The sequence below is a fragment of the Nonomuraea sp. CA-141351 genome (assembly GCF_050944675.1).
GTDB lineage: Bacteria > Actinomycetota > Actinomycetes > Streptosporangiales > Streptosporangiaceae > Nonomuraea.
The window spans coordinates 7,786,386-7,809,590 of record NZ_CP191982.1; the positions used below are offsets into that span (position 1 = coordinate 7,786,386).

The 23,205-nt window shown below is 70.4% G+C and carries 20 protein-coding genes and 1 tRNA gene; 15 read left to right on the top strand and 6 right to left on the bottom strand.

Features of this window, described 5'->3' with window-relative positions:
• Window positions 1-2 precede the first annotated feature (2 nt).
• The gene (locus tag ACQPWU_RS36705) at window positions 3-266 is read left to right on the top strand and encodes a DUF4031 domain-containing protein (protein ID WP_433429969.1); all 264 of its coding nucleotides are present in this window, start codon (window positions 3-5) and stop codon (window positions 264-266) included.
• On the opposite strand, the gene ACQPWU_RS36710 is transcribed toward ACQPWU_RS36705, so the two are convergent.
• The gene (locus tag ACQPWU_RS36710) at window positions 263-877 is read right to left on the bottom strand and encodes an HD domain-containing protein (protein ID WP_433429971.1); all 615 of its coding nucleotides are present in this window, start codon (window positions 875-877) and stop codon (window positions 263-265) included. The genes ACQPWU_RS36705 and ACQPWU_RS36710 overlap by 4 nt on opposite strands.
• Window positions 878-969: 92 nt before the next feature.
• Here ACQPWU_RS36710 and ACQPWU_RS36715 point away from each other — a divergent pair, with 92 nt between their 5' ends.
• Window positions 970-2,136 (top strand): alpha-hydroxy acid oxidase, encoded by a 1,167-nt coding sequence (locus tag ACQPWU_RS36715; RefSeq protein ID WP_433429972.1) that lies wholly within the window; start codon window positions 970-972, stop codon window positions 2,134-2,136.
• Here the strand turns inward: ACQPWU_RS36715 and ACQPWU_RS36720 are convergent.
• Together ACQPWU_RS36720 and ACQPWU_RS36725 are read right to left on the bottom strand one after the other, a co-directional pair.
• Window positions 2,123-4,252, bottom strand: coding sequence for a discoidin domain-containing protein (locus tag ACQPWU_RS36720; RefSeq protein ID WP_433429973.1), 2,130 nt, complete (start codon window positions 4,250-4,252; stop codon window positions 2,123-2,125). The two genes, ACQPWU_RS36715 and ACQPWU_RS36720, sit on opposite strands and share 14 nt — an antisense overlap.
• Window positions 4,253-4,346: 94 nt before the next feature.
• Window positions 4,347-5,537, bottom strand: coding sequence for an ROK family protein (locus ACQPWU_RS36725; protein ID WP_433429975.1), 1,191 nt, complete (start codon window positions 5,535-5,537; stop codon window positions 4,347-4,349).
• Between the two features lie 154 nt (window positions 5,538-5,691).
• On the opposite strand from ACQPWU_RS36725, the gene ACQPWU_RS36730 reads away from it, so the two are divergent.
• The 6 genes from ACQPWU_RS36730 to ACQPWU_RS36755 all read left to right on the top strand — a co-directional run bounded on the left by ACQPWU_RS36730 (window position 5,692) and on the right by ACQPWU_RS36755 (window position 12,592).
• Entirely contained in the window at window positions 5,692-6,900 is a 1,209-nt protein-coding gene (locus ACQPWU_RS36730; protein WP_433429977.1) for an ABC transporter substrate-binding protein, read from the top strand.
• A 1-nt stretch (window position 6,901) separates the two neighbouring features.
• On the top strand, window positions 6,902-7,855 hold the full coding sequence (locus ACQPWU_RS36735) for a carbohydrate ABC transporter permease (protein WP_360700862.1): 954 nt from the start codon (window positions 6,902-6,904) through the stop codon (window positions 7,853-7,855).
• Window positions 7,852-8,685 carry a carbohydrate ABC transporter permease gene (locus tag ACQPWU_RS36740; RefSeq protein WP_433429978.1) on the top strand — a complete coding sequence of 278 codons (834 nt, stop codon included), beginning with the start codon at window positions 7,852-7,854 and terminating at the stop codon, window positions 8,683-8,685. Before ACQPWU_RS36735 ends, ACQPWU_RS36740 begins: the two co-directional genes overlap by 4 nt.
• A gap of 11 nt (window positions 8,686-8,696) precedes the next feature.
• The gene (locus ACQPWU_RS36745; protein WP_433429980.1) at window positions 8,697-10,631 is read left to right on the top strand and encodes a beta-galactosidase; all 1,935 of its coding nucleotides are present in this window, start codon (window positions 8,697-8,699) and stop codon (window positions 10,629-10,631) included.
• 105 nt (window positions 10,632-10,736) lie between these two features.
• On the top strand, window positions 10,737-11,156 hold the full coding sequence (locus ACQPWU_RS36750; protein WP_433429981.1) for a hypothetical protein: 420 nt from the start codon (window positions 10,737-10,739) through the stop codon (window positions 11,154-11,156).
• A gap of 185 nt (window positions 11,157-11,341) precedes the next feature.
• The gene (locus ACQPWU_RS36755) at window positions 11,342-12,592 is read left to right on the top strand and encodes a hypothetical protein (protein WP_433429983.1); all 1,251 of its coding nucleotides are present in this window, start codon (window positions 11,342-11,344) and stop codon (window positions 12,590-12,592) included.
• 1 nt (window position 12,593) lies between these two features.
• Here ACQPWU_RS36755 and ACQPWU_RS36760 read toward each other — a convergent pair whose 3' ends face one another.
• A complete protein-coding gene (locus tag ACQPWU_RS36760) occupies window positions 12,594-13,166 on the bottom strand; it encodes an RNA polymerase sigma factor (protein ID WP_433429984.1) in 573 nt (190 codons plus the stop codon).
• 182 nt (window positions 13,167-13,348) lie between these two features.
• Here ACQPWU_RS36760 and ACQPWU_RS36765 point away from each other — a divergent pair, with 182 nt between their 5' ends.
• The 5 genes from ACQPWU_RS36765 to ACQPWU_RS36785 all read left to right on the top strand — a co-directional run bounded on the left by ACQPWU_RS36765 (window position 13,349) and on the right by ACQPWU_RS36785 (window position 20,063).
• The gene (locus ACQPWU_RS36765; protein WP_433429986.1) at window positions 13,349-14,050 is read left to right on the top strand and encodes a Crp/Fnr family transcriptional regulator; all 702 of its coding nucleotides are present in this window, start codon (window positions 13,349-13,351) and stop codon (window positions 14,048-14,050) included.
• Window positions 14,051-14,073: 23 nt separating this feature from the next.
• Window positions 14,074-15,351, top strand: a complete 1,278-nt coding sequence (locus ACQPWU_RS36770; protein WP_433429987.1) for an oxygenase MpaB family protein — start codon at window positions 14,074-14,076, stop codon at window positions 15,349-15,351.
• A complete protein-coding gene (locus ACQPWU_RS36775) occupies window positions 15,348-18,554 on the top strand; it encodes an ATP-binding protein (protein ID WP_433429989.1) in 3,207 nt (1,068 codons plus the stop codon). The genes ACQPWU_RS36770 and ACQPWU_RS36775 overlap by 4 nt, the downstream gene beginning before the upstream one ends.
• Window positions 18,555-18,634: 80 nt before the next feature.
• Complete coding sequence (locus tag ACQPWU_RS36780; protein WP_433429990.1) at window positions 18,635-19,378, top strand: SDR family NAD(P)-dependent oxidoreductase; 744 nt, start codon at window positions 18,635-18,637, stop codon at window positions 19,376-19,378.
• Between the two features lie 481 nt (window positions 19,379-19,859).
• On the top strand, window positions 19,860-20,063 hold the full coding sequence (locus ACQPWU_RS36785) for a tyrosine-type recombinase/integrase (RefSeq protein WP_433429992.1): 204 nt from the start codon (window positions 19,860-19,862) through the stop codon (window positions 20,061-20,063).
• Between the two features lie 57 nt (window positions 20,064-20,120).
• Here the strand turns inward: ACQPWU_RS36785 and ACQPWU_RS36790 are convergent.
• Window positions 20,121-20,192 (bottom strand) — tRNA-Val (locus ACQPWU_RS36790).
• A gap of 483 nt (window positions 20,193-20,675) precedes the next feature.
• Between ACQPWU_RS36790 and ACQPWU_RS36795 the strand changes: the two genes are divergently transcribed.
• Complete coding sequence (locus ACQPWU_RS36795; RefSeq protein WP_185077163.1) at window positions 20,676-21,092, top strand: SsgA family sporulation/cell division regulator; 417 nt, start codon at window positions 20,676-20,678, stop codon at window positions 21,090-21,092.
• Window positions 21,093-21,096: 4 nt separating this feature from the next.
• Here ACQPWU_RS36795 and ACQPWU_RS36800 read toward each other — a convergent pair whose 3' ends face one another.
• Complete coding sequence (locus ACQPWU_RS36800; protein ID WP_433429994.1) at window positions 21,097-21,708, bottom strand: DUF305 domain-containing protein; 612 nt, start codon at window positions 21,706-21,708, stop codon at window positions 21,097-21,099.
• 233 nt (window positions 21,709-21,941) lie between these two features.
• Between ACQPWU_RS36800 and ACQPWU_RS36805 the strand changes: the two genes are divergently transcribed.
• On the top strand, window positions 21,942-23,165 hold the full coding sequence (locus tag ACQPWU_RS36805) for an LVIVD repeat-containing protein (RefSeq protein WP_433429996.1): 1,224 nt from the start codon (window positions 21,942-21,944) through the stop codon (window positions 23,163-23,165).
• Window positions 23,166-23,205 lie beyond the last annotated feature (40 nt).

Sequence of the window (23,205 nt, forward strand, 5' to 3'; positions counted from 1 at the left end):
TCGTGACCGTTCTCATCGACCCGCCCAACTGGCCCGGTCCGCGTGGCCTGATGTGGTCGCATCTGGTCAGTGACAGCTCGCTGGAGGAGCTGCACGACTTCGCCTGGCGGCTAGGGGTGCCGGAGCGGGCGTTCGACCGGGATCACTACGACGTGCCGGAGACCGTGCACGCCCGGGCGGTGGAGCTGGGCGCGGAGGCGGTCAGCTCGCGGGAGCTGCTGTTACGGCTGGTCGCCTCCGGCCTCCGCCGCCGCAGACGCCGCTAACCTCGCATGCCCGTGAGAGCCGCCAGCTCCCCTGACATGTTCGCCCGCGCCCGCTCCTCCCACAGCTCGCGCGCGCGTTCCGTCCGGTAGAGGCTCGGTACGGCCAGCAGCCGGCGCAGCACCTCGGCGCGTCCCATCCTGAACAGGTCGTCGGGCACGTGGCCGTACTCCTGCCGGATCCTGGCCGCGTAATCGTCGTAGCCGGGCCGGCCGAGCACGGCCAGGTCGGCGTCGCACAGGACGGCGCCGTTCCGGTCTCCCGCGGTCAGCGTGTCGTGGGCGGCGGTGAGGCGTACCAGCCTGGCCACCTCGGACACCCGTGAGGCGGGCACTCCGCACCCGGGCAGCCTGGACTGGGCGAGCTGGGCGCTGCGCTCCTCGTCCCAGCCCGGCCGCCCGTCGTAGACGGCGTCGTGGAACCAGGCGGCGAGGCGCACGGCCGCGAGATCGCCGGCCGGCTCCGCGAGCTGGGAGACCGCGGCGAGGACGGCGGCGAGGTGGTCGAGGGTGTGGTAGCGGCGGTGCGGCTCGGACCAGCGGGCGATCAGCTCCGCCCCCGTGGCCAGGGAGGCGGGCGACTCCCCCGCCAGCGTGGTCCAGTCGTCGATCACGACATAACCGTACCTTTGGTAGCGTCCTGACTATCGACGAGAGTCAGCGGGAGCCCAGGCGCCTGCCCCGGTGGCGGGAGCTGCGTGCGGTCATGCCCACCTGGCCCCGGCTCTCGCGGGCGCAGCGGGTGGCCGACGCCGCCGACGTCGCGGACCTCAGGCTGCTCGCCAGGAAACGTGCTCCGCACATGGTGTTCGACTACGTGGACGGCGCGGCCGAGGGCGAGCGGTCGATGGCCAGGGCGGTGGAGGCGTTCGAACGGGTGGAGTTCAGCCCGCGGGTCCTGCGCGACGTCGCCGAGGCCCCGACCTCCGTCGAGATCCTGGGCAGGCGGATCGCGATGCCGGTCGTGCTGGGGCCCACCGGGTTCACCAGGATGATGCACCGCGAGGGCGAGCGGGCCGTGGCAAGGGCGGCCGAGCGGGCGGGCGTGCCGTACACGCTGTCCACCATGGGCACCACGACCGCCGCCGCCGTGGCCGCCGCGGCGCCCGGCGGGTGGAACTGGTTCCAGCTGTACGTGGTCCGCGACCGGGCCCGCACCCTGGATTCGCTGGCCCTGGCGCGGGAGGCGGGCATGGACGTGCTCGTGGTGACGGTGGACGTGCCGGTCGCCGGGGCGCGGCTGCGCGACGTGCGGCACGGGCTGACGGTCCCGCCCTCCCTGCGCTGGCGCAGCGTGCTGCAGGCGGCGCGGCATCCGGCGTGGTGGTTCGACTTCCTCACCAGCGAGCCGCTCAGGTTCGCCACGGTAGATGGAGCGCCGGACGATCTGGCGGGGATCACGAACATGATGTTCGACCCCTCGGTGACCATCGCCGACCTGGAGTGGATCAGGTCGGCGTGGCAGGGGCCGCTGCTGGTCAAAGGGGTGCAGCGGGTGGACGACGCCAAGGAGCTGGCGGCGGTGGGGGTGGACGGCATCGTCGTGTCCAACCACGGCGGGCGGCAGCTCGACCGCTCCCCCACGCCGCTGGAGCTGCTGCCCCACGTGGTGGCCGCCGTGGGCGACCGCACGGAGGTCTTCCTGGACGGAGGCGTGCGGAGCGGCGCCGACGTGGCCGCCGCGGTCGCGCTGGGCGCCAGGGCCTGCTTCATCGGCCGGGCCTACCTGTACGGGCTGATGGCCGGCGGCGAGCCCGGCGTGCGGCGGGTGCTCGACCTGCTGCACACCGAGCTCGTACGCACCCTTCAGCTGCTGGGCGTCGGCGGGGTCGCCGCGCTCGGCCCCGGCATGGTGCGCGTCAGGGATAGGTGACGATCTTCACCGGGATCGTGTCCGTGCCCTGCGCGGGACCTCCCGTGTTGTTGACCACGTGCGCGATCGTCCCGTTGCCCCCGAGGGAGACGGTGAGCAGATCGTGGAAGCGCACGCCCGAGTTGACCGGCGCCTCGAAGCCGCGCTCGGCCACGATGCTCGAGTCGACGTTGAAGTAGCAGTACGCCCCCAGCCCCCACGCCTCGTGCGAGGTGACGGAGTCGGCGACCTTGTAGGACGCGTAGCCGCGGGTGGAGCCGTTCATCCAGGCGGCCTGGTTGGGCGGGTCGTACGGCATCTCGTTCTGGAAGAAGATGGTCCGGCCGCGCTGCCCGTTCCAGATGACCTGGTACTTCTGGTAGTGCTCGACGAACAGCCCGTAGGCGGTGACGTCGTCGCCGTTGACGATCAGGCCGGTGTCGGCCGTGTTGACGGTCCAGCCGATCCCGGTGCCGTGGTCGCCGCGCCAGGCCCAGATGTGGTCGATGATCGTGTTGTCGCTGTTGACGACCAGGCTGGTGGTGGCCTTGCCTGCGTGGGCGCCGCCGATGCGGAAGAACACGTCCTGGATCGAGATGGGGTTGGCGGCGTGCGAGGCGGTCGAGCCGGCCGGGCCGACCTCCATGAGGATGGGCGAGTTGACGCCGCCGGCGTCGAACAGCAGCCCGGCGACCTTGACCCCGTCCACGTCGGCCACCCGCATGGGCACGACGCCGTTGTCGGGGATGATCGTGGCGTAGCCGAGGCCCAGCACGACCGTGCCGGCCCTGTTCACGTTGATGGTCTGGTTGACGTGGTAGATCCCGGGCGTGAACAGCAGGTGCAGGCCGGAGGCGAGCGCGGCGTTGATCGTGGCCGCGGTGTCGGAGGGCTTGGCGACGTAGAACTGGGTGAGCGGGATCGAGGTGCCGGTGCCCGGCCAGTTCGCGCCGCGCGAGTTCTGCCGCAGGGCCGGGACGAACACCTGGTAGTTCCCGGAGCCGTCCACGTACAGGTACGGCTTCTCCCTGGTCACCGGGCTGGTGTCGAGCGTCGTGTACGGCGGGTCGGGGAAGGACTGCGCCGGCGCGCCGGCGACGCCGGAGAAGACCATGTTCCAGACCCCGTTGAGCCAGCCGCCGATGGTGCTGTCGCGGGTGAACCACTGCTGCTGCGAGTACGGCTGCACGGTCCCGTCGATCTTGCTGTCGGCGATGTAGCCGCCGCTGGCCCAGCCGTACCCGGTGGGCGCCAGGTTGAGGTTGCCCCTGACGTGGATCCGCCGGAACGGCGCCGCCTGCGAGACCGCCCACTGGTTGGTGCCGCCCGGGGGCGTGATGGACAGGTTCTCGGCCGAGCGCCAGAAGTTCTGGGTGGCGTTGCCGCCGAACCAGCCGGCGTCCACCCGGACCTGGCCGTTGATGGTCACGTCGTCGGGGTTGCGGCCGAGGCCGGCGATGGAGGTGTAGAAGCCGATGTTGGCGTTGACGTTGTAGCTGCCCGGCTTGAACAGGAAGGCGTGGCGCTGGAGGCCGAACTGGTTCGACTCCATCTGGCCGAAGACCGAGTCGAGCGTGGACTGGATGCTCGCCGACGGCATGGACGGGTCGAAGACGTGCACGTTGGGGCCGAGGTCGCCGCCGCCGGGCGGGGTCGAGCCGGTGGTGCCGTAGATCTGGAACTCCCACAACGAGTAGCCGTACTGGGTGGCGCGGGTGGTGCCGTACATGCGGACGTACCGGCCGTGGCCGGACACGTTCAGCGTCTGCGTGCCGCCCGCGCCGGTCGTGGTCGAGTAGATGTCGGTCCAGGTGGAGGCGTTGTCCGAGACCTGGATGTGGAAGGCCCTGGCGTAGGCGGCCTCCCATTGCAGGACGACGCTGGTGACGTCGGCGGTGGCGCCCAGGTCCACCTGGAGCCATTGCGGGTCGCTGAAGGCGCTGGACCAGCGTGTTCCGGCGTTGCCGTCCACGGCGGCCGAGGCGGGCGTGCCCGCGTTCTCGGTCGAGGAGGCGGTCACGGGCCTGCCCTGCGACAGGAGCGGGTCGGCTGCCAGCGCGGGGGCCGCGACCAGGGCCGGCAGGATCAGACCGGCGATGAGGGCACAGATGAGGGCGGTACTTCGGCGGGGGTGCACAGCTCCTCCTCACAAACTGGGGGGTGGTGAGAGAGCGCTCTATCGAGCAGAGCGTGCCTGCGGCCGGAACTTATGTCAATGCTTGATTTAACTCCTAGGCAATAGTGCTGACGGGCCGGTGAAAGGCGGCGTCCACGAAGAACGGCTCGATCACCAGCGTCGCCGCGCCGAGCGCCACGGCGTCGGCGCCGAGGCGGCCGAGCACGACCGTCGAAGGCTCGAACGGCTGCGCCTGCGTGTTGTCGGCGGTGGCCGCCCTGATCTCGGCCAGCAGCCGGCCACCCAGCATGAGCCCCGCCCAGCCGCCGATGACGATGCGCTCGGGGTTGAACAGGTGCACCAGGCTCGACAGGCCCACGCCCAGCAGCTCGACGCTCTCGGCGATGACCGGGGAGCCCTGGTCGAGCAGCCGGGCCAGCGCGGACTCCTCGTCGGCGGAGTCGGCCTCGACGCCCGCGCGCTCGAGTATCGCCTCGGCCCCCAGGTACGCCTCCAGGCAACCGCGCGCCCCGCACCGGCAGGCCCGCCCGCCGGCGACGAGCTTCAGGTGGCCCACCTCTCCGGCGGCCTTGCCCGCGCCCCGGTAGATGTGGCCGTCGGTCACGATCGTGCCGCCGACGCCCGAGCCCATGAGCACGATGATCGCGTCGCGGGTGCCCTTGCCGGACCCGAACCAGAGCTCGGCCTGCCCCATGGTCTTGGCGCCGTTGTCCACGAACAGCGGCAGCGACGTCCCGGCCCGCAGCAGCGCTCCCAGGGGCACCGCCTCCCAGCCGAACGTCTTGGCCCGCACCAGCGCGTCCGGTCCCGGCTCGACGATGCCGGGGACGCCCACTCCCACGCCGAGCACCCGATCGGCGGGCACGCCGCCCTCGGCGATCACGGCGTCGACGCCGGCCAGGATGTGCCGGGCGACCAGCTCGGGGTCGTGCTTGGCCGAGCGGACCGCGTAGTGGGCCCTGGCGCGCTTGGTCATGTCCAGGTCGAACAGCTCGACGCTGACCTGGGTCTCCCCCACGTCGACGCCGACGGCGTACCCGTAGACGGGGTTGACCTTGAGCAGCACGCGGGGCCTGCCCCCGTCGGAGTCGACCTGGCCGGCCTCGACGATGACGTTCTCGGAGAGCAGGTCGCCGGTCATGGTGCTGACCGTGGCCGCGCTCAGCCCGGTCGCGGCCGACAGCTCGTTGCGGCTGGCAGGGCCGCCGAAGTAGAGCGCGCGCAGGAGCATCGCCCGGTTGCCCCTGCGGAGATCCCGTACGGTCCTGCGCTCTGACGTGCCCATTCTCGTCCCCGCCCTCTCCCCGGATGCCCCGCCATGTTAGTTCACAACCCGAAATCGCCATGAACTGGGTGTTACCGAAGCGTTTCCGGGCCATCCCTGACTTTTTTCGATACTTAGATTATGGTCTGGCCATCCCCCCAACGAGGAGACGACTATGAGCCGAGTACTTGTGCGTGGCGCCTTGGCGGCGGTGCTCGCGGCCGGGCTGGCCGCCTGCGGCGGCGGTGGCGGCGACTCCGGCGAGAAGACGCTGACGTTCTGGATGTACCAGGACCGCACCCCGCAGGCCGGGCAGGTCATCGAGAAGGTCCGAAAGGACTTCGAGAAGGCCAACGCCGGCGTCACGGTGAAGATCGTCAAGATCCCCAAGGACGACTACAACACCAAGCTCGGCAGCGCCGTGGCCAGCAAGAGCGCGCCGGACGCAGGCATCCTCGACCAGCCCCTCGTCTCCAAGTACGCCCTGGACGGCACGATCAAGGAGGTGCCCGCCGGCCTGGTCGACGAGGCCGCCTTCTACAAGGGCGCCCTCGACACCAACCGCGCGGGCGGCAAGCTCTACGGCCTCCCGCAGGACCAGACCACGGTCGCGCTCTTCTACAACAAGAAGCTCGTCCCGGCGCCGCCCAAGACCTGGGACGAGCTGAAGCAGGCCGCCGAGCGGGTGCACGCCGCCGACGCCAAGGTGGCCGGCATGAACGTCCCCAAGGGCGACGGGTACGGCGCCTGGATGTTCCCCGGCATCGTGCACGGGGCGGGCGGCCAGATGGTCGACGACGCGGGCAAGAAGGTGCTGTTCGACCAGCCGCCCGCGGTGGAGGCGCTGCAGCTCTGGGTGGACCTGCTGAAGTCCTCGCCGCGCCAGATCACCGACTCGGACAAGCCGTTCGAGAACGGCCTGGCCGCCATGACGATCTCCGGCCCGTGGGACGTGCCGACGATCCACGAGCAGTTCCCCGACCTCGACTTCGGCGTGGCGCCGCTGCCGTACAAGACCGAGCCGGCCGGCAACATCGGCGGCGAGGACTCCGTCGTCTTCTCCTCCAGCAAGAACGCCGATCTGGCGTGGAAGTGGCTGGCGTTCCTGGCGAACGAGACCAACAACGGCGCGGTGGCCGACGCGTTCGGCGGCTTCCCCGTCAACCTCAAGGCGCAGGTGGTCGCCGGCGGTCCCGAGCAGGCGGCGTTCCTCGAGCAGCTCAAGGTGGCGCACGCGCGACCGGCCGTGCCGCAGTGGATCCAGGTCAACGACGAGATCATCGCCCCGGCGATCGAGTCGGCGCTGACCGGCAAGGTCACGGCCCAGCAGGCGCTGACGGACGCGGCGGCCAAGACGCGCTCCCTGCTCGGCTGGAACGGCTGACGTGACCGCTCCCGCACTGGCGGAAGCGCAGGTGGCGACCAGGTCGCGGCGGCGGCCCTCAGCACGCCGCCGCGACCGGCTCATCGGCTGGTTGCTGGTCGCCCCGGCGCTCGCCTATTTCCTGATATTTCTGCTCTATCCGGCCCTTTCCGCCCTGTACTACAGCTTCACCGACTGGAACCTGCGCTCCGACGCCAACTGGGTGGGCCTGGCCAACTACGCGGACCTGCTCTTCGACGACGTCAAGTTCCCGCACTTCTGGCGGTCGGTCCAGGTCACGCTGCAGTACACGCTGATCGCCGTCCCGCTGACCATGATCTCGGCGCTGGTGCAGGCGCTGCTGCTGAACGCGATCAAGCGCGGCTCCAACATGTTCAGGCTGCTGCTGTTCCTGCCGGTCGTCACGGCCGAGGCGGCGGTCGGCGCGATCTGGCGCTGGCTCTACGACCCGCAGTACGGCCTGATCAACTCCGTGCTCGGCCTGTTCGGCATCCCTGGGCAGAACTGGCTCAACACCCCCGAGCTGGTCATCCCCGCGCTGGCGTTCATCGCGGCCTGGCAGTGCGGCATCTCGATGATCATCTATCTGGCGGGGCTCAAGGGCATCCCGGGCGCGATCACGGAGGCCGCGATCATCGACGGGGCCGGCCCCTGGCAGCGGTTCTGGCGGGTCACCTTCCCCATGCTGCGGCCCACGACCTTCTACCTGCTGGTGACGGGCGTGATCGCGGCGCTGCAGGTCTTCGGCCTGGTGTATGTGATCTTCTCGGGGAACGGGCGCAGCGTCACCGGCGGCCCCGAGCAGTCGGGCCTGACGTACGTGCTGCACCTCTACCTTTTCGCGTTCCGCTACGACGCGATGGGAGCGGCCTGCGCGATGTCGTTCATCCTGCTCGTCTTCATCATGATCGTGACCGCTCTGCAGTTCAGATTCGTCAAGCAGGAGGCGGCATGAGAAAGGTCCCCATCTACGTGGCGCTGGTGCTGCTGGCGGCCGTGTCGGTGGTGCCGTTCCTGTGGATGCTGGCCACCTCGGTCAAGCACGGACAGGACATCTACAACAAGGTGCCGAGCCTGCTGCCGCTGGACAAGAAGACCGGCGAGTGGGCGGCGACGCTGGACAACTACGACTACGTGCTGGACGTCGGCGGGCTCGGGAACGCGTTCGTCAACAGCGTGTGGGTCTGCGCCATCCTGGTGCCGGCCAAGCTGCTGGTGGACGCGCTGGCCGCGTACGCGTTCGCGCGGATCCCGTTCCCCGGCCGCGACAAACTGTTCGTGATCATGCTGGGCGGCATGATGGTGCCCGCGATCACGCTGCTGGTGCCGCGCATCCACGTCACGCAGGCGCTCGGCATGTTCGACTCCGGGTGGGGGCTCATCGTCCCGAACATCGCCTCCGTGCTGGACATCTTCCTGCTGCGGCAGTTCTTCCTGTCGATCCCGGCCGAACTGGAGGAGGCCGCGCTCATCGACGGCGCGGGCCGCATGCAGATCTTCTGGCGGATCGTGCTGCCGCTGTCGAAGCCGGTGCTGGCGGTCGTCACGATCACCAGCTTCCTGTTCCACTGGAACGACCTCGTGTGGCCGCTGGTCGTCACCAACGACCCCGAGCTCTACACGCTGCCGCTCGCGCTGCAGCAACTCGTCGCCAGCCCCGACGGCGGGCGGGCGTACTACATCATGGCGGGCGCCACGCTCGCCGTCCTGCCGGTCATCGCGGTGCTGATCGTGTTCCAGCGCCGCATCCTGCAGGGCATCGCGTTCACCGGATTGAAAGCTTGAGGAGACCGAACGTGCTCATCGACGGGCAGGCGCTCGTGACCGCCGACTACCCCTACTACCGCGACGATCCGGCCGTCTGGGCCGACCGGCTGCGGGCCGTACGGGACGAGCTCGGCATCGACGTGATCACCTGCTACCTGCCCTGGCGGCACCACCAGCCGGAGCCGGGCCTGGCGCCCGACTTCACCGGTGCCACCCATCCGGCCAGGGACGTCGCCGGCTTCCTGGCGCTCTGCGCCGAGCTGGGGCTGCGGGTCATCGCCAAGCCGGGCCCGTTCATCCACGCCGAGGTGGGCTACGGCGGGCTGCCCGACTGGGTCTGCCCGGACGCGGACCCCTCGATCGAGCCGCTGCTCGACTCCGGGGGGAAGCCGTCGCGCTGGTGGGACGGAACGGTCTCCCGGCCGCTGCCCGCGCCGCTGGGCGCCGCGTTCCTGACGAAGACCACGCAGTGGCTGTCGGCCGTGGGCAAGGAGGTGCTGGCCCCCATGCTGGCCCCAGAGGGCCCGGTCGTCGCCCTGCAGATCGCGAACGAGGGCATCTACACCAGCGGGGCGCGGCCGCTGACCGCCTACGACTACAGCCCGTCCGGGCTGGCGTTCTACCGCGATCTGCTGCGCTCCTGGTACGGGACGCCGGAGGCGTACAACGCGGCGCACAAGACGGCTCACCGGGACTGGACCGAGATCGAGCCGCCGCCCAGGGCGGGCGGGATGCTCGCCCAGGCCGACTGGGGCCGCTTCCACGCCGAGTACATGGCCGAGGTCTACCGCGTCTGGGCCCAGGCAGTCGGCTCCGACCTGCCCGTCGTCGTCAACCTGAACCCGCCGACCGTGCCCGAGCTGGACGACTGGCTGGCCAGGGTCAGGCCGGAGCTGTGGGGAGGCATCTCGTACGGCTTCACCAACTGGATGGGCGTCGTCTCCGCCGACCGCGACGCCCAGGCCCGTTACGTGATCGCCGCCAAGCGCGCCCCCGGGCCGAACATGGAGGAGAACTGGGGCTTCTCCCGGCTCTACGACCCGGCCTACATCGACGGGGCGACCAGCTTCCACCAGTCGCTGCTGGCCATGGCGGCGGGCGCGACCGGGTTCAACGTCTACACCGGCGTGTCCACCTCGGGCTGGGCTGCGGACCTCGACGCGGCGCACGACGGGCCGTACCCGGACTGCGCGCCGATCGACGCCGGCGGCACGGCCACCGGCAAGGCGCCGGTGGTGCGGGCGCTGGCGGGCTTCTTCGCCGCGCACGGGGCGGAGTTCCTGGAGTGCGCGGGGACTGCGCGGGACGCGTTCGGCCTCTACCTGCCGTACGCCGGGATCGCGGCGCTGTCGGGCTCCGGCGGGCCCGGGTGCGGGCGGGCGCTGCGGGCCTTCCATGAGCGGATGCGCGAGCGCGGCCTGGACTACGCGCTGGTCGACCTGGAGCACACGACCGCCGAGGAGCTGGCCGCGTACCGCTCCGTCACCGTGCCGGGCGGGCCCTTCATGCACCGGGGCGTGCAGCGGCTGCTCGCCGGCTACGCCGACGGCGGCGGCCGGGTGCTGGTGGACGGGCCCGTGCCCACGCAGGACGAGAACCTCGCGCCGTGCGCCCTGTTCACCCCGTCGGCCGCCCCGGATCTCGGCGACGGCCTCGTGCTGTACGGCGCCGCCGACGCGTTCCTGCGCAGCCATCCCGAGCGGGACGTCCACTACCTCGTCGTGCTCGTCCAGACCGGCAACACGGGCCCGATCGGCGTGCGGACGCCGTACGGGACCGTCGAGCTCGTCGCGGCGGACGGCGGCGCGGCCGTGCTGCGGCTGGCCGGCGGCCGCCTGGGTGACCTGCTGGTGAAGGGCGTCAACGAGTACCTGTCGTCCGCGGTCGCCGCCCGCGTGTCCTTGAACGGCGAGAGCGTCGTCACCGCGGGGCCGAGCGACCTGATCATGATCGGCGGTGTCTGACCAATAACCGTCATTTATTGACAACACGGACGCGTATTTCGCCGCCTCCGTCGCCACTCTGCTCCTTCACACGGGGACGACGTTCCCACCGGAAAAGGAGATCGAATGGCTACCGGAGAATTCCAGGTGATGAAAGTTCCGGCCGAGCAGTTAGCCGGTGTTCTCCACAGCCAGGTTGTCGATCCCGGAGCTCAGCCCACGAACGTCGTACGCAGTAACGAGGGTTGGACCGTGGACGTGAGCTGGGAGGTCACCGGCGAGCTCGTCGACTGGCTCGCGGGCCGCTGGAATTTGGAGATCATCGCCGACCTGGCGGGAGGCGGCGACTCGAGACGCACCTCGCCCCCTGTGGAGCTGACCTTCACCCCTGGCTCGGGCCGATATACCGCCTCCGTCCCCATGCGCGGCCAGCTCGCCCCCGGCACCTATGACCTGGTGATCAACCTCACCACCACGACGGCCGCCGGCACCGCGGGGGCGCTCGGCGGATTCGTGGTGCTCAGCAAGATCGTGGTCAAGGAATGAGGCGCGCCGCCCCGGGCGGCCCGCCCGGGGCGGCGCCATCGGCCGCTCGGCGTCCTGCAAGCCCGTCGCAAGTCGCGCGCCCTACGCTCCTGGCTGGCGGCCACGGGGGAAAGACGGGCCGCCGGACGTATCTGACGCCGCTGGAGACGCTCTTATCTCCTCGAGGCGAACCAACGGGAGACCCCATGTCCGACACTCCGATGACCGCGGACGACGTCCTGCGCATCGCCGCGTACCAGGACCGGAGTCCGGCGCTCGAGGCGATGGTCATCGCCTTCAGCTACCACCGCGTCGCCGGGGACCTCGCCCGGCACCTGGGCAAGGACGCGAACAACTGGTACTGCTACGCCACCTGGACCTCCAAGGCCGTCGGCGAGAGCCTCGACCTTGGCCCCGACTCGCCGTTCATCATGGACTTCAGTCGCAGGATGCGGGTGCCCCAGCGCTTCAGGCGGGTGTTCAGGGCGGTGCTGCTCACCCTGCTCGGCCCCAGCTACCAGCTCGGGCTGGCGCTGGCCAACCGGGCCATCTTCCTGGAGACGGCCAGCCTCGCCGTCAACCTCTGGAACGATTCGCCCGACCGCTACCTCAGGGTGAGCCCGGAGTCGCGGCTGACGCCGACCCCGCCGGAGTTCCTGACCGACCTGCTGGGCGAGGCCGACGACCGCTACCTGAGGGACGCCGCGCAGCTCCTGGTCGAGGCCGGGCAGGTCACCGACCCCGAGGCCCGGGCCGAGCTGATGTTCGGCGCCAGCATCGCGCTGTCCGCCTACGAGCAGGCACGCGCGCAGAAGGCGCTGGAGCTGGTGCTCTACCGGCCGGTCAGGTGGCTGACGCGGGTGTCGTGGCGGTCGCTGCGCTCGCTGGTGACCCGGCGGCGCTTCCCCAGATTCCGCCTGTACGCCGCGCGGCACGAGGACCAGCCGTGGCTGACGCGCTGGCTGGAGGACAAGTGGTCCTCGCTCTACACCCGCCACCTGTTCGCCGTGAAGACGCCGCTCAGCGACGTCAAGGTCGGCAGGCCGCTCACGCCGCCGGCGGGTGTGGACATGGCGAAGGTCTGGGCGCCGATCCAGAACGAGAAGGTACGCAAGCTGGCCGAGGAGTTCATCACCGAGGACCAGGAGGCGTCCACCGCCGGGGTGGCCGACTGGGTGTCCTACCCCGACCGCATGCGCTTCATCGTCAGCTATTTCCGCGTCTACCAGCACGTCGGCGCACTCTACGACGTGCCCTTCGCCAAGGACGTCGCCGACGGCCTCGCCGAGGAGATGCGGCGCGGGCTGGTCCCCGAGGCAGTCAGCGGCATGCTCGCCCGCGGTGGCCGCAGGCTCTACCGGTATCCGGCCGAGTCCGACCCGGACGCGTACGAGATGGCGCACTTCGACTTCGAGCCGTTCCTGGAGGCGATCCAGCTTGACCCGTCCGCGAAGTGAGTCAGTCCAGGAAGTCGCGGGTGATCTCGCGGGCCTGAAGGAGGCCGCGTAGCTTCGCGAAACAGCGGGCTCGGGTGGGCCCGATGCTCCCGACCGGCCTGCCCAGCCTGCGTGCCACGTCCACATAGTGCGGCTCGGAGGTTTCCGTGAGCGCCCTGAACAGGACCCGTTGCGCCGCCGGCAGCTCCTCGACCAGCTCCGCCAGCGTGCCGGCCAGCCAGATCCTGGCCAGCTCCCTGTCCACGTCATCCGTGCTGCCCAGCGTGTCGAGGTCGGGGGTGCAGATCTCCTTCGTCCGCTTGCTGAGCTTGAGGCACTCCCGGAAGGCGATCGTGGCCAGCCAGCCCGCCATGCGCTGTCCGTCCTCCACGCTCCTGAGGTTCTGCCAGGCCAGCAGCCAGGTCGTCTGGAGCACGTCCTGGGCGTCCTCGTGGCTGAGCCTGAACCGGCGGATGCGTGCCTTGAGCATGGGGCTGAACTCTTCGACCAGCCGCTCCCACGCCTCGGCGTCGCCGTCCTGCGCGGCCGAGACCAGGGCTGCCGTGTCGGAGCGCTCGATGGTGTCCACGTGCATGTCGATCTCCCTGCCGGGCCGGGTACTCGGGGGGTCGCCATTACCGGCCGGCACACCAACGGTGCGCCGAGTGATCGCCTGGGGCTGTCTCGCGCGTGACAGTCCCGATGTGTTCCGCATCACACCTGGGAGATCGCTTGTCGCCGGCTGCCCGTGGGCGGGATGCGGCCTAAAGTTCTTGCATGAGCGGGTTTTCACGCGATGTCCAGCCGGTCGCCTCCGTGCTGGCGGAGATCCCGCTGTTCCGCGTACTCGGAGAAAGCGGCATCGAGAGCACGGCGCGGGCCGGGCTGTCCAGGCGATACCGGCCCGGGCAGATCATCATCCACCAGGGCGACCCGGGAGAGTCCCTCTACGTGCTGCTGGACGGCCTGGTGAAGGTGGTGTTCACGACCGAGCACGGCGACGAGATCGTGCTCAACATGCTCGGCCGCGGCGACACCTTCGGCGAGATGGCGCTGCTGGACGGCTCGCCGCGCTCGGCGTCGATCGTGACCGTGCGCCCCGCGTGGTTGTTCGCGCTGCCCAGGGCGCGGCTGCTGGAGCTCATGCGGGAGCATCCGGGGCTGGCCGACGAGTTCCTGCGCATGCTCGGCCACATGGTGCGCAGGCTCACCGACCAGGCGGCCGACCTGGCCTTCCTCGACCTGGGCGGGCGGCTGGCCAAGCTGCTGCTGCAGCTGGCCGACAAGCACGGCCAGTCCGACGGTGTGGTGGATCTGCCCGGGCTGACGCAGTCCGACCTCGCCGCGCTGATCGGCGCGTCGCGGCCGGCGGTCAACCGGGCGCTGCAGTCCCTCGTCTCGAGGAACCTCATCGCCGTCAAAGGCCGCACGATCACGCTGCTGGATGTCGCCGCCCTGCGGAAACGGGGTGGCCTCTGACCGAGATCTGGAGTACGGGGTAGATGAACGATCAAGAGCGCTGGCCGGAGGAGAGATTCCGGCAGCTGAGGCAGCAGGCCGACTCGGACATCGACAAGGTGGTGGCCGGCTATCTGGACGACCAGCCCGCCGGGACAGGGCCGCTCGAGCTGGTGAAGGCGGTGGTCCAGGAGCTGGCGGCGGCCAAGCGGGAGGCCAGGGCGCCCTCGGGCGAGCCGCCCGCCTCCGAGATCTTCGCGGCCATCGACTTCGCCGCGGACCTGCCCGAATGGGGCGACGACCGCGAGCTGCTGGCCAAAGGGCAGGCCGTGTTCGCCGACTACGGGCTCTACCAGTCGGCCGCGCTGTTCTGCAAGTGCCTGCCGATGGCGTACGTGGAGGTGTCCAGCGCCAAGGTGCTGGCCGGCGTCTCGAGACTGGCCACGCACGGCCTCACCCGCCGGGTGGCCGAGACCGGGCAGATGCTGGTCGACGTGATGGGGCTGAAGGCCGTCAACAGCCTGGAGCCCGGCCGTCCCGGCCACACCACGGCGATCGGGCTGCGGATCCTGCACTCGTTCGTGCGCGCGCTGGTGAACGAGCGCTTCGCTGACCACTGGGACACCGCGCGCTTCGGCCCGCCGGTCAACCAGGAGCTCCTGCTGGCCACCATCTTCGACTTCTCCGTGGTGACGTGGGAGGCTCTGGAGAGCATGGGCGTGACGCTCTCCGAGGAGCAGCGCGCGGCCCACCTCTACACGTGGAGTGTGTTCGGCCATCTCATGGGCGTGGAGGCCTGCCGCGACCGGCCGCTCACGCTCGACGACGTGGAGCCGGTCAGCGAGCGCCTGGGCCGCCTGTACGAGTCCAGCGACGAGGGCCGCCGGCTGATGGCCAGGCTGCTGGAGGAGATGGAGGGGTTCATGCACCTGGGGTGGCGCAAGCTGCCGCGCAGCCTGGTGCACTGGGTCTTCCGCGATGCCGAGTACGGCGCCGACCGGGTGCCGGAGCTCCTGGGCGTGCCCAAGCCCGCCTGGTGGTTCACGGGGCTGTTCACGGTGGCGCGTGCGGCGAACCGGCACTCGAAGCTGGCCGGGCCGGTCGACGGCGTGGTTCGCTGGCTGGTGCGCCGGGCCGGGCGGCAGATCGTGGTCGCCCTGATCGACCGCCACTCCGACGGGCAGGCGGCGTTCCGGATCCCCGAGGAGCTGGCCGCCGCGTGGCGCATCCGGCAGTCCCGCCCGGCGGTGAAGACGCGCGCGATCCGCCGCACCGTACGCAAGACCCTGCGAGCCCCTGTCCGGGGAGGGCCGCACAGGTGACCGCTCCCCACGCGCCAGGCGCGCTGACCACGGCGACGATCCTCTTCACCGACGTGGTCAGCTCCACCGCCATGCGGATCAGGCTCGGCGAGGAACGCGCCAACGTCGTCTTCCGCCGCCTCTACCAGCTGCTCCGCTCCGTGGTGACCGCCAACGGCGCCACCTTCACCAAGAGCCTGGGCGATGGGCTGATGGCCGTCTTCGACTCGGCCACGGCCGGGCTCGACGCCGTCATCGCGGTGGAGCAGGCGGTGGCCGACGAGAACGAGCGGGCCATGGAGAAGATCTCCATCAGGGCCGCGCTCGCCGCGGGCGACGTGGCCTGGGGCCACGACGACGTCAGCGGGCTGCCGACCGTCGAGGCGGCCCGCCTGGTCGCCATCGCCGAGGGCGGCCAGGTGCTCTGCACCGATCTCGTACGGCGGCTGGCGCAGGGGCGGAGCCGGCACGAGTTCAAGGATCTGGGGCGGCTGCCCGGCAAGGGGCTGCGCGAGCCGATGCACACCTACGAGCTGCATTGGCAGAGCGCGGACCACCACCAGGCCGGCGGGCTGGCCCCGTGGCTGGACGACGGCCATGTGCTGCCGTTCGTCGGCAGGGACGAGCAGCTGCGGGCGCTCGACGGGGAGCTGGCGGCGGCCGAGTTCGGCAGCGGGCTGGTGATCCTCCAGGGCGACTCGGGGGTCGGCAAGACCCGGCTGGCTTCGGAGGTGGCCAGGCGGGCGCTCAAGCGGCAGTTCACGGTGCTGGCGGGGCGGTGCACGGATCCGGCGCGGCAGGCGTACGAACCGATCGCCGGCGCGGTCGAGCGGCTGGCCCGCACCTCGCCCGCGCTGCTGCTGCGGGCCGGGGTCGACCAGCAGTGCGGCCAGCTCGTCCGCCTCGCGCCCTCGCTGGCCGCTCCCCCGCTGTCGCTGGAGGTGCCGCCCGCCACCGAGCCCGTGTCCGAGCGCTACCACCTGATGGCCGCGGCCCGCACGCTGATCGAGCGCCTGGCCACCGTGCGGCCGGTGCTGCTGGTGATCGACGACCTGCAGTGGGCGACGCTGGAGTCGCTGCAGATGCTGAACGCCCTCATGTGGGACGCCGAGGCCCTGCCGCTGCTGGTCCTGGCCACCTCGCGGCCCCTACCGGTCGAGTCCGCCATGCCGGAGCTGCACAAGCTGACCGCCGACGGCCACCTGATCGAGGTCCCCTCCTTCGGGCTGGACGAGGTCTCCCACGCGCTGGCGGAGGTGCGCGGCGGGGGCGACTCCGAGCTGCTGCACCGGATCACCGGCGGCAACGCGTTCCTCATCAGCGAGGTGGTCAGAGAGCTGGCCGCGGGCAAGGACCTCGACGCGCTGGCCGTTCCCGACTCGGTGACCCGGATGGTCATGGCCCGGCTGGCGCAGCTCCACCCGGACGCCAGAGACCTGGTAAACCTGCTGGCCGTCGGCGAGCGCATGGACTCGGCGGAGCTGCGGCTCGGGCTCGGCCTCGACGAGGCCAGGTTCGTGGCCGCGGTGGAGGAGGCCATGGGCGCAGGCCTGGTGACCATGTCGGACGGCGGGTCCTGCCAGTTCTCCCACGAGCTGACCAGGAACGCCCTCTACTCCAAGCTCTCGGCGCCGCGGGCCGGGCTGCTGCACGGGCGGGTGGCCGACGCGCTGTGCCAGACGGATCCGCACGCCATGGAGACCCGGCCGTACGTCGTGGCCACCCACCTCCTGGCCGCCGCCGGGCACGGCCGCGACCCGGCCCGCGTCAGCGCCGCGGCCGAGGCGGGCGTGCGCGCGGCCCAGCACGCGCTGGCCGGGCTGGCCCACCGCGAGGCGGTCACCTGGTACCAGCGGGTGCTCGACCTGCTGCCGGCCTTCCCCGCCACCACGCTGGAGCGGCGCGCGGAGCTGCTGATGGAGTGCGGCAGGGCGATGTGGCTGGCCGGCGACCCGGACGCCAGGCAGACCCTGGCGCAGGCGGCCGACCTGGCCAGGCAGTGCGAGCGCAACGACCTGATCGTCATGGCGGCGCTCGGCGGCGACCGCGGCTTCTCCACCATCTCGGCGGCGCCCGACCAGCAGCGCATCGCGTTGCTCACCGAGGCGCGCAAGCTGGTCGACTCCACCGACCTGAGCACCAGGGCGCTCCTGGCGGCCAAGCTCGCCTCGGAGCTCATCTGGGCGCCCGACGGCGAGCGGCGCTTCGCGCTGAGCGACGAGGCGGTGGCCCTTGCCCGCAAGTCGGGCGATCCGCGTACGCTCGCCGGCGTGCTCGGACTGCGCAGCCTCACGATCATCCCCGCCGACCCGCTGCACCAGCGCCACCGCGACGGCGACGAGATGCTGGAGGCAGCCCGCCGCACGGGGGACGACCTGGCGCTCTTCCACGCGTACGTGCAGCGCACTCCCCCCGTGCTCGACGGCGGCGACGTGGCCAGGGCCGCGACGCTGCTCGACAAGGCCGACGAGCTGGCGCGCCGGCTGGCCCAGCCACACCTCAACTGGCTGATCGGCTACTCCAAGGCCGGCCTGACGCTGATGCAGGGCGACCTGGCCCAGGCCGAGTCGGAGGCGGTGTCGGCCCTGCGGCTGGGCTCGGAGATCGGCCGCCGCCTGGAGGCCGTGGCGATCTTCTCGGAGCAGATCGCCGAGATCCGGCGGCTCCAGGGCCGGCTGTGGGAGCTGCGCGACCGGCTCCGCCGCGCCGCCCAGGCGCCGCGCGTGGACCCGGTGCACGCGGTGCTGCGCTACCTGTGCGAGATGGACGACGAGCAGGCCGCTCCCCTGCTGGAGCGCATCCTCGCCTTCGGGGGCGCGACGCCGCCCCGCAACATGGCCCACCGGTCCGCCCTCGACAACCTCGCCGTGGCCGCCTCCCGCCTGGGGCGGGTGGAGCTGGCGGGGCAGCTGTACGACTCGCTGGCCTCGGACGGTGAGACGTTCGGCCACAGCACGGTGGCCCACCACTGCGGTCACCACTACCTGGCGCACCTGTGTGTGGCGATGGGCTCGCCGCAGCGCGCCGCGGAGCACTTCGAGGCCGCGGCCGAGGTGCACGAGCGGCGCGGCGTGCCGCTCATGCTGGCGGAGTCGCTACTGGACTGGGCCGACCTGCTGGAGGAGGAATCGATGAGCGGGCCCAAGCCGGCGGACCTGCACAAATGGTGCGCCTCGCTCCTGGCCGGCCGCGGGGCACTGCTGCTGGAGCGGCGGCTGCACTGATCATCCGCCGCCTCGGTGCGCGAATCCGAAGGGTGCCTCTGCGCGTCGCGGTCAAAGGCTGCCCTGCTAGCGTACGGCGAATGAGCGGGCGTGGAGTTCTTGTCACAGGTGCGTCGAGGGGCATAGGGCGGGCGATCGCGGCGGCGTTCGCCGCGCAGGGCGATCGGGTGGCGATCCACCACCGGGACTCGGCGAAGGAGGCTCAGAGCCTTATCGAGGAGCTGCCCGGTCAGGGCCACGTCATCGTGCAGGCCGACCTGGCCGATCCCGAGGCGGTGCGGCGGATGGTGGACGCGGCCGCGCAGGAGCTGGGCGGGATCGACGTCCTGGTGAACAACGCCGGCGTCTTCCTCCACCACCCCCTCACCGAGACGTCCTACGACGAGTGGCGAACGGCCTGGCAGCGCACGCTCGACACCAACCTGATCGGCCCGGCCAACGCGACCTGGTGCGCCGTCCAGCACATGCCCGCCGGCGGCCGCGTGATCAACGTCTCCTCGCGCGGCGCCTTCCGCGGCGAGCCGAACAGCCCGGCGTACGGGGCGAGCAAGGCCGGGCTGAACGCGCTGGGCCAGTCGCTGGCCATCGCCCTTGCCCCGCGCGGGATCGCGGTGGCCGGGGTGGCGCCCGGGTTCGTGGAGACGGACATGACGAACGAGCACCTCAAGGCCCCTCGCGGGGACGAGATCCGGGCACAGAGCCCGTTCGGGCGAGTGGCGCGGCCTGATGAGATCGCGGCGGCCGTCGTCTACCTGGCCTCCCCGGCCGCCGAATGGGCCAGCGGCGCCGTACTCGACCTCAACGGCGCCTCCTACCTCCGCTGACCGCTGCGGCGGCTTCGTCACGGGGCTACGCGCCCGCCACCCCGGTCGCTCAGCTGTCCGGGACGGATCGGGGTCACCTGAACAGCACCGGTCCTGGTGCGACGCGAACACGACGGCCGAACCCGGCGAAGGGACACGGGGACGCCCGTCTTGGGCGACCCCGCTGCACGCGGTGTGGCTGTACCGCCGAACAAGCGAGACCGTGGCGCTGGGCGTCGCCGTGTACGTCTGGCGGTCGGTCCGCGGTAGCGGGGACACCAAGACCCCTAAGTCGCACCGTACGCTCCACCTCCCCCCGGCGCAGTGTTCACGCTCCAGCCGCGCTCTGGGACCACCTGAGCGCTCGCGGGACCGTGTCCAGCCAGGACAGCCAGACCCGTCTGGTGTTCGCCACCCGGAACGGCACCAAGGTGAGCGCGGGCAACGTCCGGCGGAGATCACCCGAGCCGGTCTGGTCGGCGCTGATCGGACGCCCCGGGAGATGTGGCACAGCTTCGTCTCGCTGCTGTCAGCAGACGGTGTGCCGGTCGAGAACATCGCCCGGCTGATCGGGCACGCCGGAGGGTCGGCGGTCGCCGAGAAGGTCTACCGTCATCGGTTCAAGCCCGTCATCCAGGATGGCGCGACCGTCATGGATCGGATCTTCTCAGGTAACGACAACGGAGCAGGACAGTCACTCAGTTAGTCACTTGGAAGATCAAAAGGGCCACTCCCCGTGTTGGGATGTGGCCCTTGACCTCGGTGGGCGATACTGGGATCGAACCAGTGACCTCTTCGGTGTGAACGAAGCGCTCTCCCGCTGAGCTAATCGCCCGCCCTGCCGGCTCCTCGCGGTGCCGACGGGGAAAACCATACCGCACTCTGGCACCTGCTGGCGAAGCGAAGCGGCCGGGTGGCGGCTGGAGGGCGGGTTCGGGCGGGGCTCCGGGGGCGGCGGCGAAGGCGATGGGGAGGGATTCGGGTGAAACGCGGCGGTTGCCCATCGGCACGGCGCGTCGGTGGCATACCATCGTCGTGTTCCGGTTGGCATCGGTCGCGATCTTTTGGCGAGAAACGTTCATGGTCGGCGCGCCGGGGCAGGCTCCACAAGACGCAAAACCCTTGTAAATACGACCCGATTGATGCCGTTTAGCCTGGTAGATGCCTAAATGTCCAGCTGTGATGTGCGTTACAGAAGGCCCTTGGAGCGGAATCTTTCCTACAGGTTTCTTCGTTCCGCGTCATAGCTCAGGACGAAGTCCGTCAGAGCAGTGAAAGCCCCGTAGAGGGGACCTACGACGAAAAGGTTTGGCTGACGATGCACAGCACCACCGTCTCCGCCGAGCTTGGCCTTCGGCTTGTGGTCCCCGACCGAACTACCGTCCCCCTGCTCGCCGGACTGAGTTACACAGCCGACGATCCGTATGCCATCCGCATGGCCTTCCACGTAGGGAACGACGAACCGGTCGAGTGGATCTTTGCCCGCGAGTTGCTGACCGTGGGGATCGTCAGGCGTGTCGGCGACGGCGACGTGCAGGTGTGGCCCGCGCGTGCCGACGGCGAGCGAACGCTCCATATCAGTCTCACGTCCCCGTTCGGGCAGGCGCTCTTCGAAGTGCCGCTGGCGCCGCTCACCGAGTTCCTCCACCGCACGTACGAGAAGGTCCCGGCGGGACGGGAAACCGACTACATGGACCTGGACGCCGAGCTGACCAACATGCTCTGGCCGTCCTAGCGGTCTAGGCGGGCAGCGTCTCCAGGACTTTTCGCATGCGGGCGATCTCGATGCTCTGACCCGAGTACACGTCTTTCGCCATCAGCCGCATGCGCCGGTCCCGGCCGCTCGCCAGTTCCTCCCCCGCCATCTTCACCGCGCCCTCGTGGTGCCTGGTCATCAACTGCAGGAACATGCGGTCGAAGACCGTCCCCTTGGCCGCGCGCAGCGCGTTCAGCTCCTCCTCCGTCGCCATGCCGTACGCCGCCGCCCGCGCGTGCTCGTGGGCGGCAGGGGCGGAGCGGCCGAGCTCGGCCAGCCACCCCGTCATGGCCTTGATCTCCGGGGTCTGGGCGGCGGTGATCTGGCGGGCGAACGAGCGGATCGAAGCCGTGGTCGTGCGGTCGTTCACCAGCGAGGTCATCTCCAGGGCCTGGCGGTGATGCGGGATCATGGCCTCGGCGAAGCGCACGTCCGAGGCCACCGTCGCCGCCGGCGTCTGCCCGACCCGCTCCCCCGGCGTCGCCGTACGGCCCGGCGCCCCCGGGCTCCCCGGCACGATGACGGGCGCCTCCGTCCCCACCGGCGACGGCCCGGCGGGTTGCTCGGAGCAGGCGGCAAGGGCAAGTGTGGCCATAACTGTGATCAAGACCGTACGCGGCCGCGAAGCTCCTGGCATAGCTTCCATAGTGAGCTACCAGACAAAGGGGACGCGCGTTGATCTCTGCCACGTTACGCGGAGCGTTGTTGTGTACGGTGCTGCTGTTGGCCTCCGCGTGCGCGGCAGGCCAGGAGGCGGCCGGGGCGCCGACGCCCGCCACATCGACGCGGGAGACCAACGCTTCTTCCGCCCCACACACCGGTGACGTGATGACGAGCGACAACGTCAAGCTCGTCGCCAACATGCCGATGACCCCCCCGCTGAACGGCGCGGACGACATCAACACGGACCTGGCGTTCCAGGGCGACTACGCGTACGTGGGCAATTTCGGCGGGTTCGCGATCTACGACATCAGCGACCCGGCCAAGCCCCGGATCGTGAGCCAGGTGGCCTGCCCGGCGCAGCAGAACGACGTCAGCGTGTACGGCGACCTGCTCGTCCTGTCGATCGACGAGCCGCGCGCCGGCGAGGAATGCGACTCCGGCGACAGCCCCCGCGAGTGGGAGGGCCTGCGGATCTTCGACATCAGCGACAAGAAGAGCCCCAAGTACGTCAGCGCGGTCAGGACCGACTGCGGCTCGCACACGCACACGATGGTCCCGGATGGGGACACGCTGTACGTGTACGTCTCCTCGCCCGGCCCCGAGCCCGAGTCGAAGACCTGCCCACCGCCCCACGAGCTCATCCAGATCGTAGAGATCCTGACAAAGTCGCCTAGGTCCGCAAAAATCGTGGCGAAGCCGGATATCTTCCCTGAGCGCCAGCACTCCGACCTCGCCTCCGGCTGCCACGACATCACCGCGTACCCGGAGAAGAAGCTCGCCGCGGCCGCCTGCTTCGGCGACGGCGTGCTGCTCGACATCTCCGACCCCGTCAAGCCGAAGGTGCTCCAGCAGATCACCGACACGGAGAACTTCCAGATCTGGCACTCGGCGACGTTCAACAACGACGCCACGAAGGTCGTCTTCAGCGACGAGCTGGGCGGCGGCGGCCAGGCCACGTGCGACCGCAACACGCCGGCCACGAAGGGCGCGGACGCCGTGTACGACCTGGTGAACGGCAAGCTGGAGCGGCGCGGCTACTTCAAGATCCCCAGGGAGCAGCAGCCGAACGAGAACTGCGTGGCCCACAACGGCTCACTGATCCCGGTGCCGGGCAAGGACATCATGGTGCAGTCGTGGTATCAGGGCGGGGTGTCGATCTGGGACTTCACCGACTCCGCCCAGCCGAAGGAGATCGGCTACTTCGAACGCGGCCCGTTCCCCGGCGGCGACATCGCGGGCTCCTGGTCGGCGTACTACTACAACGGGTACATCTACTCGAGCGACATCCGCATGGGCTTGGACGTCCTAGAGATCAACGACCCGCTCACCGACCCGGCCAAACAGGTCAAGATGGACGACTTCAACGTGCAGACCCAGAAGTCGTACTGACGGCGGTGCCGGGTGGATGGAGGAACGGCCCTGCGTCGGC

Excerpts from the sequence above, each read along its gene's own strand:
- ACQPWU_RS36795 (WP_185077163.1), top strand. The coding sequence starts at position 20,676 with ATGCACAGCACCACCGTCTCCGCCGAGCTTGGCCTTCGGCTTGTGGTC.
- ACQPWU_RS36750 (WP_433429981.1), top strand. The coding sequence starts at position 10,737 with ATGGCTACCGGAGAATTCCAGGTGATGAAAGTTCCGGCCGAGCAGTTA.
- ACQPWU_RS36800 (WP_433429994.1), bottom strand. The coding sequence starts at position 21,708 with ATGGCCACACTTGCCCTTGCCGCCTGCTCCGAGCAACCCGCCGGGCCG.
- ACQPWU_RS36780 (WP_433429990.1), top strand. The coding sequence starts at position 18,635 with ATGAGCGGGCGTGGAGTTCTTGTCACAGGTGCGTCGAGGGGCATAGGG.
- ACQPWU_RS36730 (WP_433429977.1), top strand. The coding sequence starts at position 5,692 with ATGAGCCGAGTACTTGTGCGTGGCGCCTTGGCGGCGGTGCTCGCGGCC.
- ACQPWU_RS36725 (WP_433429975.1), bottom strand. The coding sequence starts at position 5,537 with ATGGGCACGTCAGAGCGCAGGACCGTACGGGATCTCCGCAGGGGCAAC.
- ACQPWU_RS36770 (WP_433429987.1), top strand. The coding sequence starts at position 14,074 with ATGAACGATCAAGAGCGCTGGCCGGAGGAGAGATTCCGGCAGCTGAGG.
- ACQPWU_RS36740 (WP_433429978.1), top strand. The coding sequence starts at position 7,852 with ATGAGAAAGGTCCCCATCTACGTGGCGCTGGTGCTGCTGGCGGCCGTG.
- ACQPWU_RS36765 (WP_433429986.1), top strand. The coding sequence starts at position 13,349 with ATGAGCGGGTTTTCACGCGATGTCCAGCCGGTCGCCTCCGTGCTGGCG.
- ACQPWU_RS36785 (WP_433429992.1), top strand. The coding sequence starts at position 19,860 with ATGTGGCACAGCTTCGTCTCGCTGCTGTCAGCAGACGGTGTGCCGGTC.
- ACQPWU_RS36760 (WP_433429984.1), bottom strand. The coding sequence starts at position 13,166 with ATGCACGTGGACACCATCGAGCGCTCCGACACGGCAGCCCTGGTCTCG.
- ACQPWU_RS36715 (WP_433429972.1), top strand. The coding sequence starts at position 970 with ATGCCCACCTGGCCCCGGCTCTCGCGGGCGCAGCGGGTGGCCGACGCC.
- ACQPWU_RS36755 (WP_433429983.1), top strand. The coding sequence starts at position 11,342 with ATGTCCGACACTCCGATGACCGCGGACGACGTCCTGCGCATCGCCGCG.
- ACQPWU_RS36805 (WP_433429996.1), top strand. The coding sequence starts at position 21,942 with ATGACGAGCGACAACGTCAAGCTCGTCGCCAACATGCCGATGACCCCC.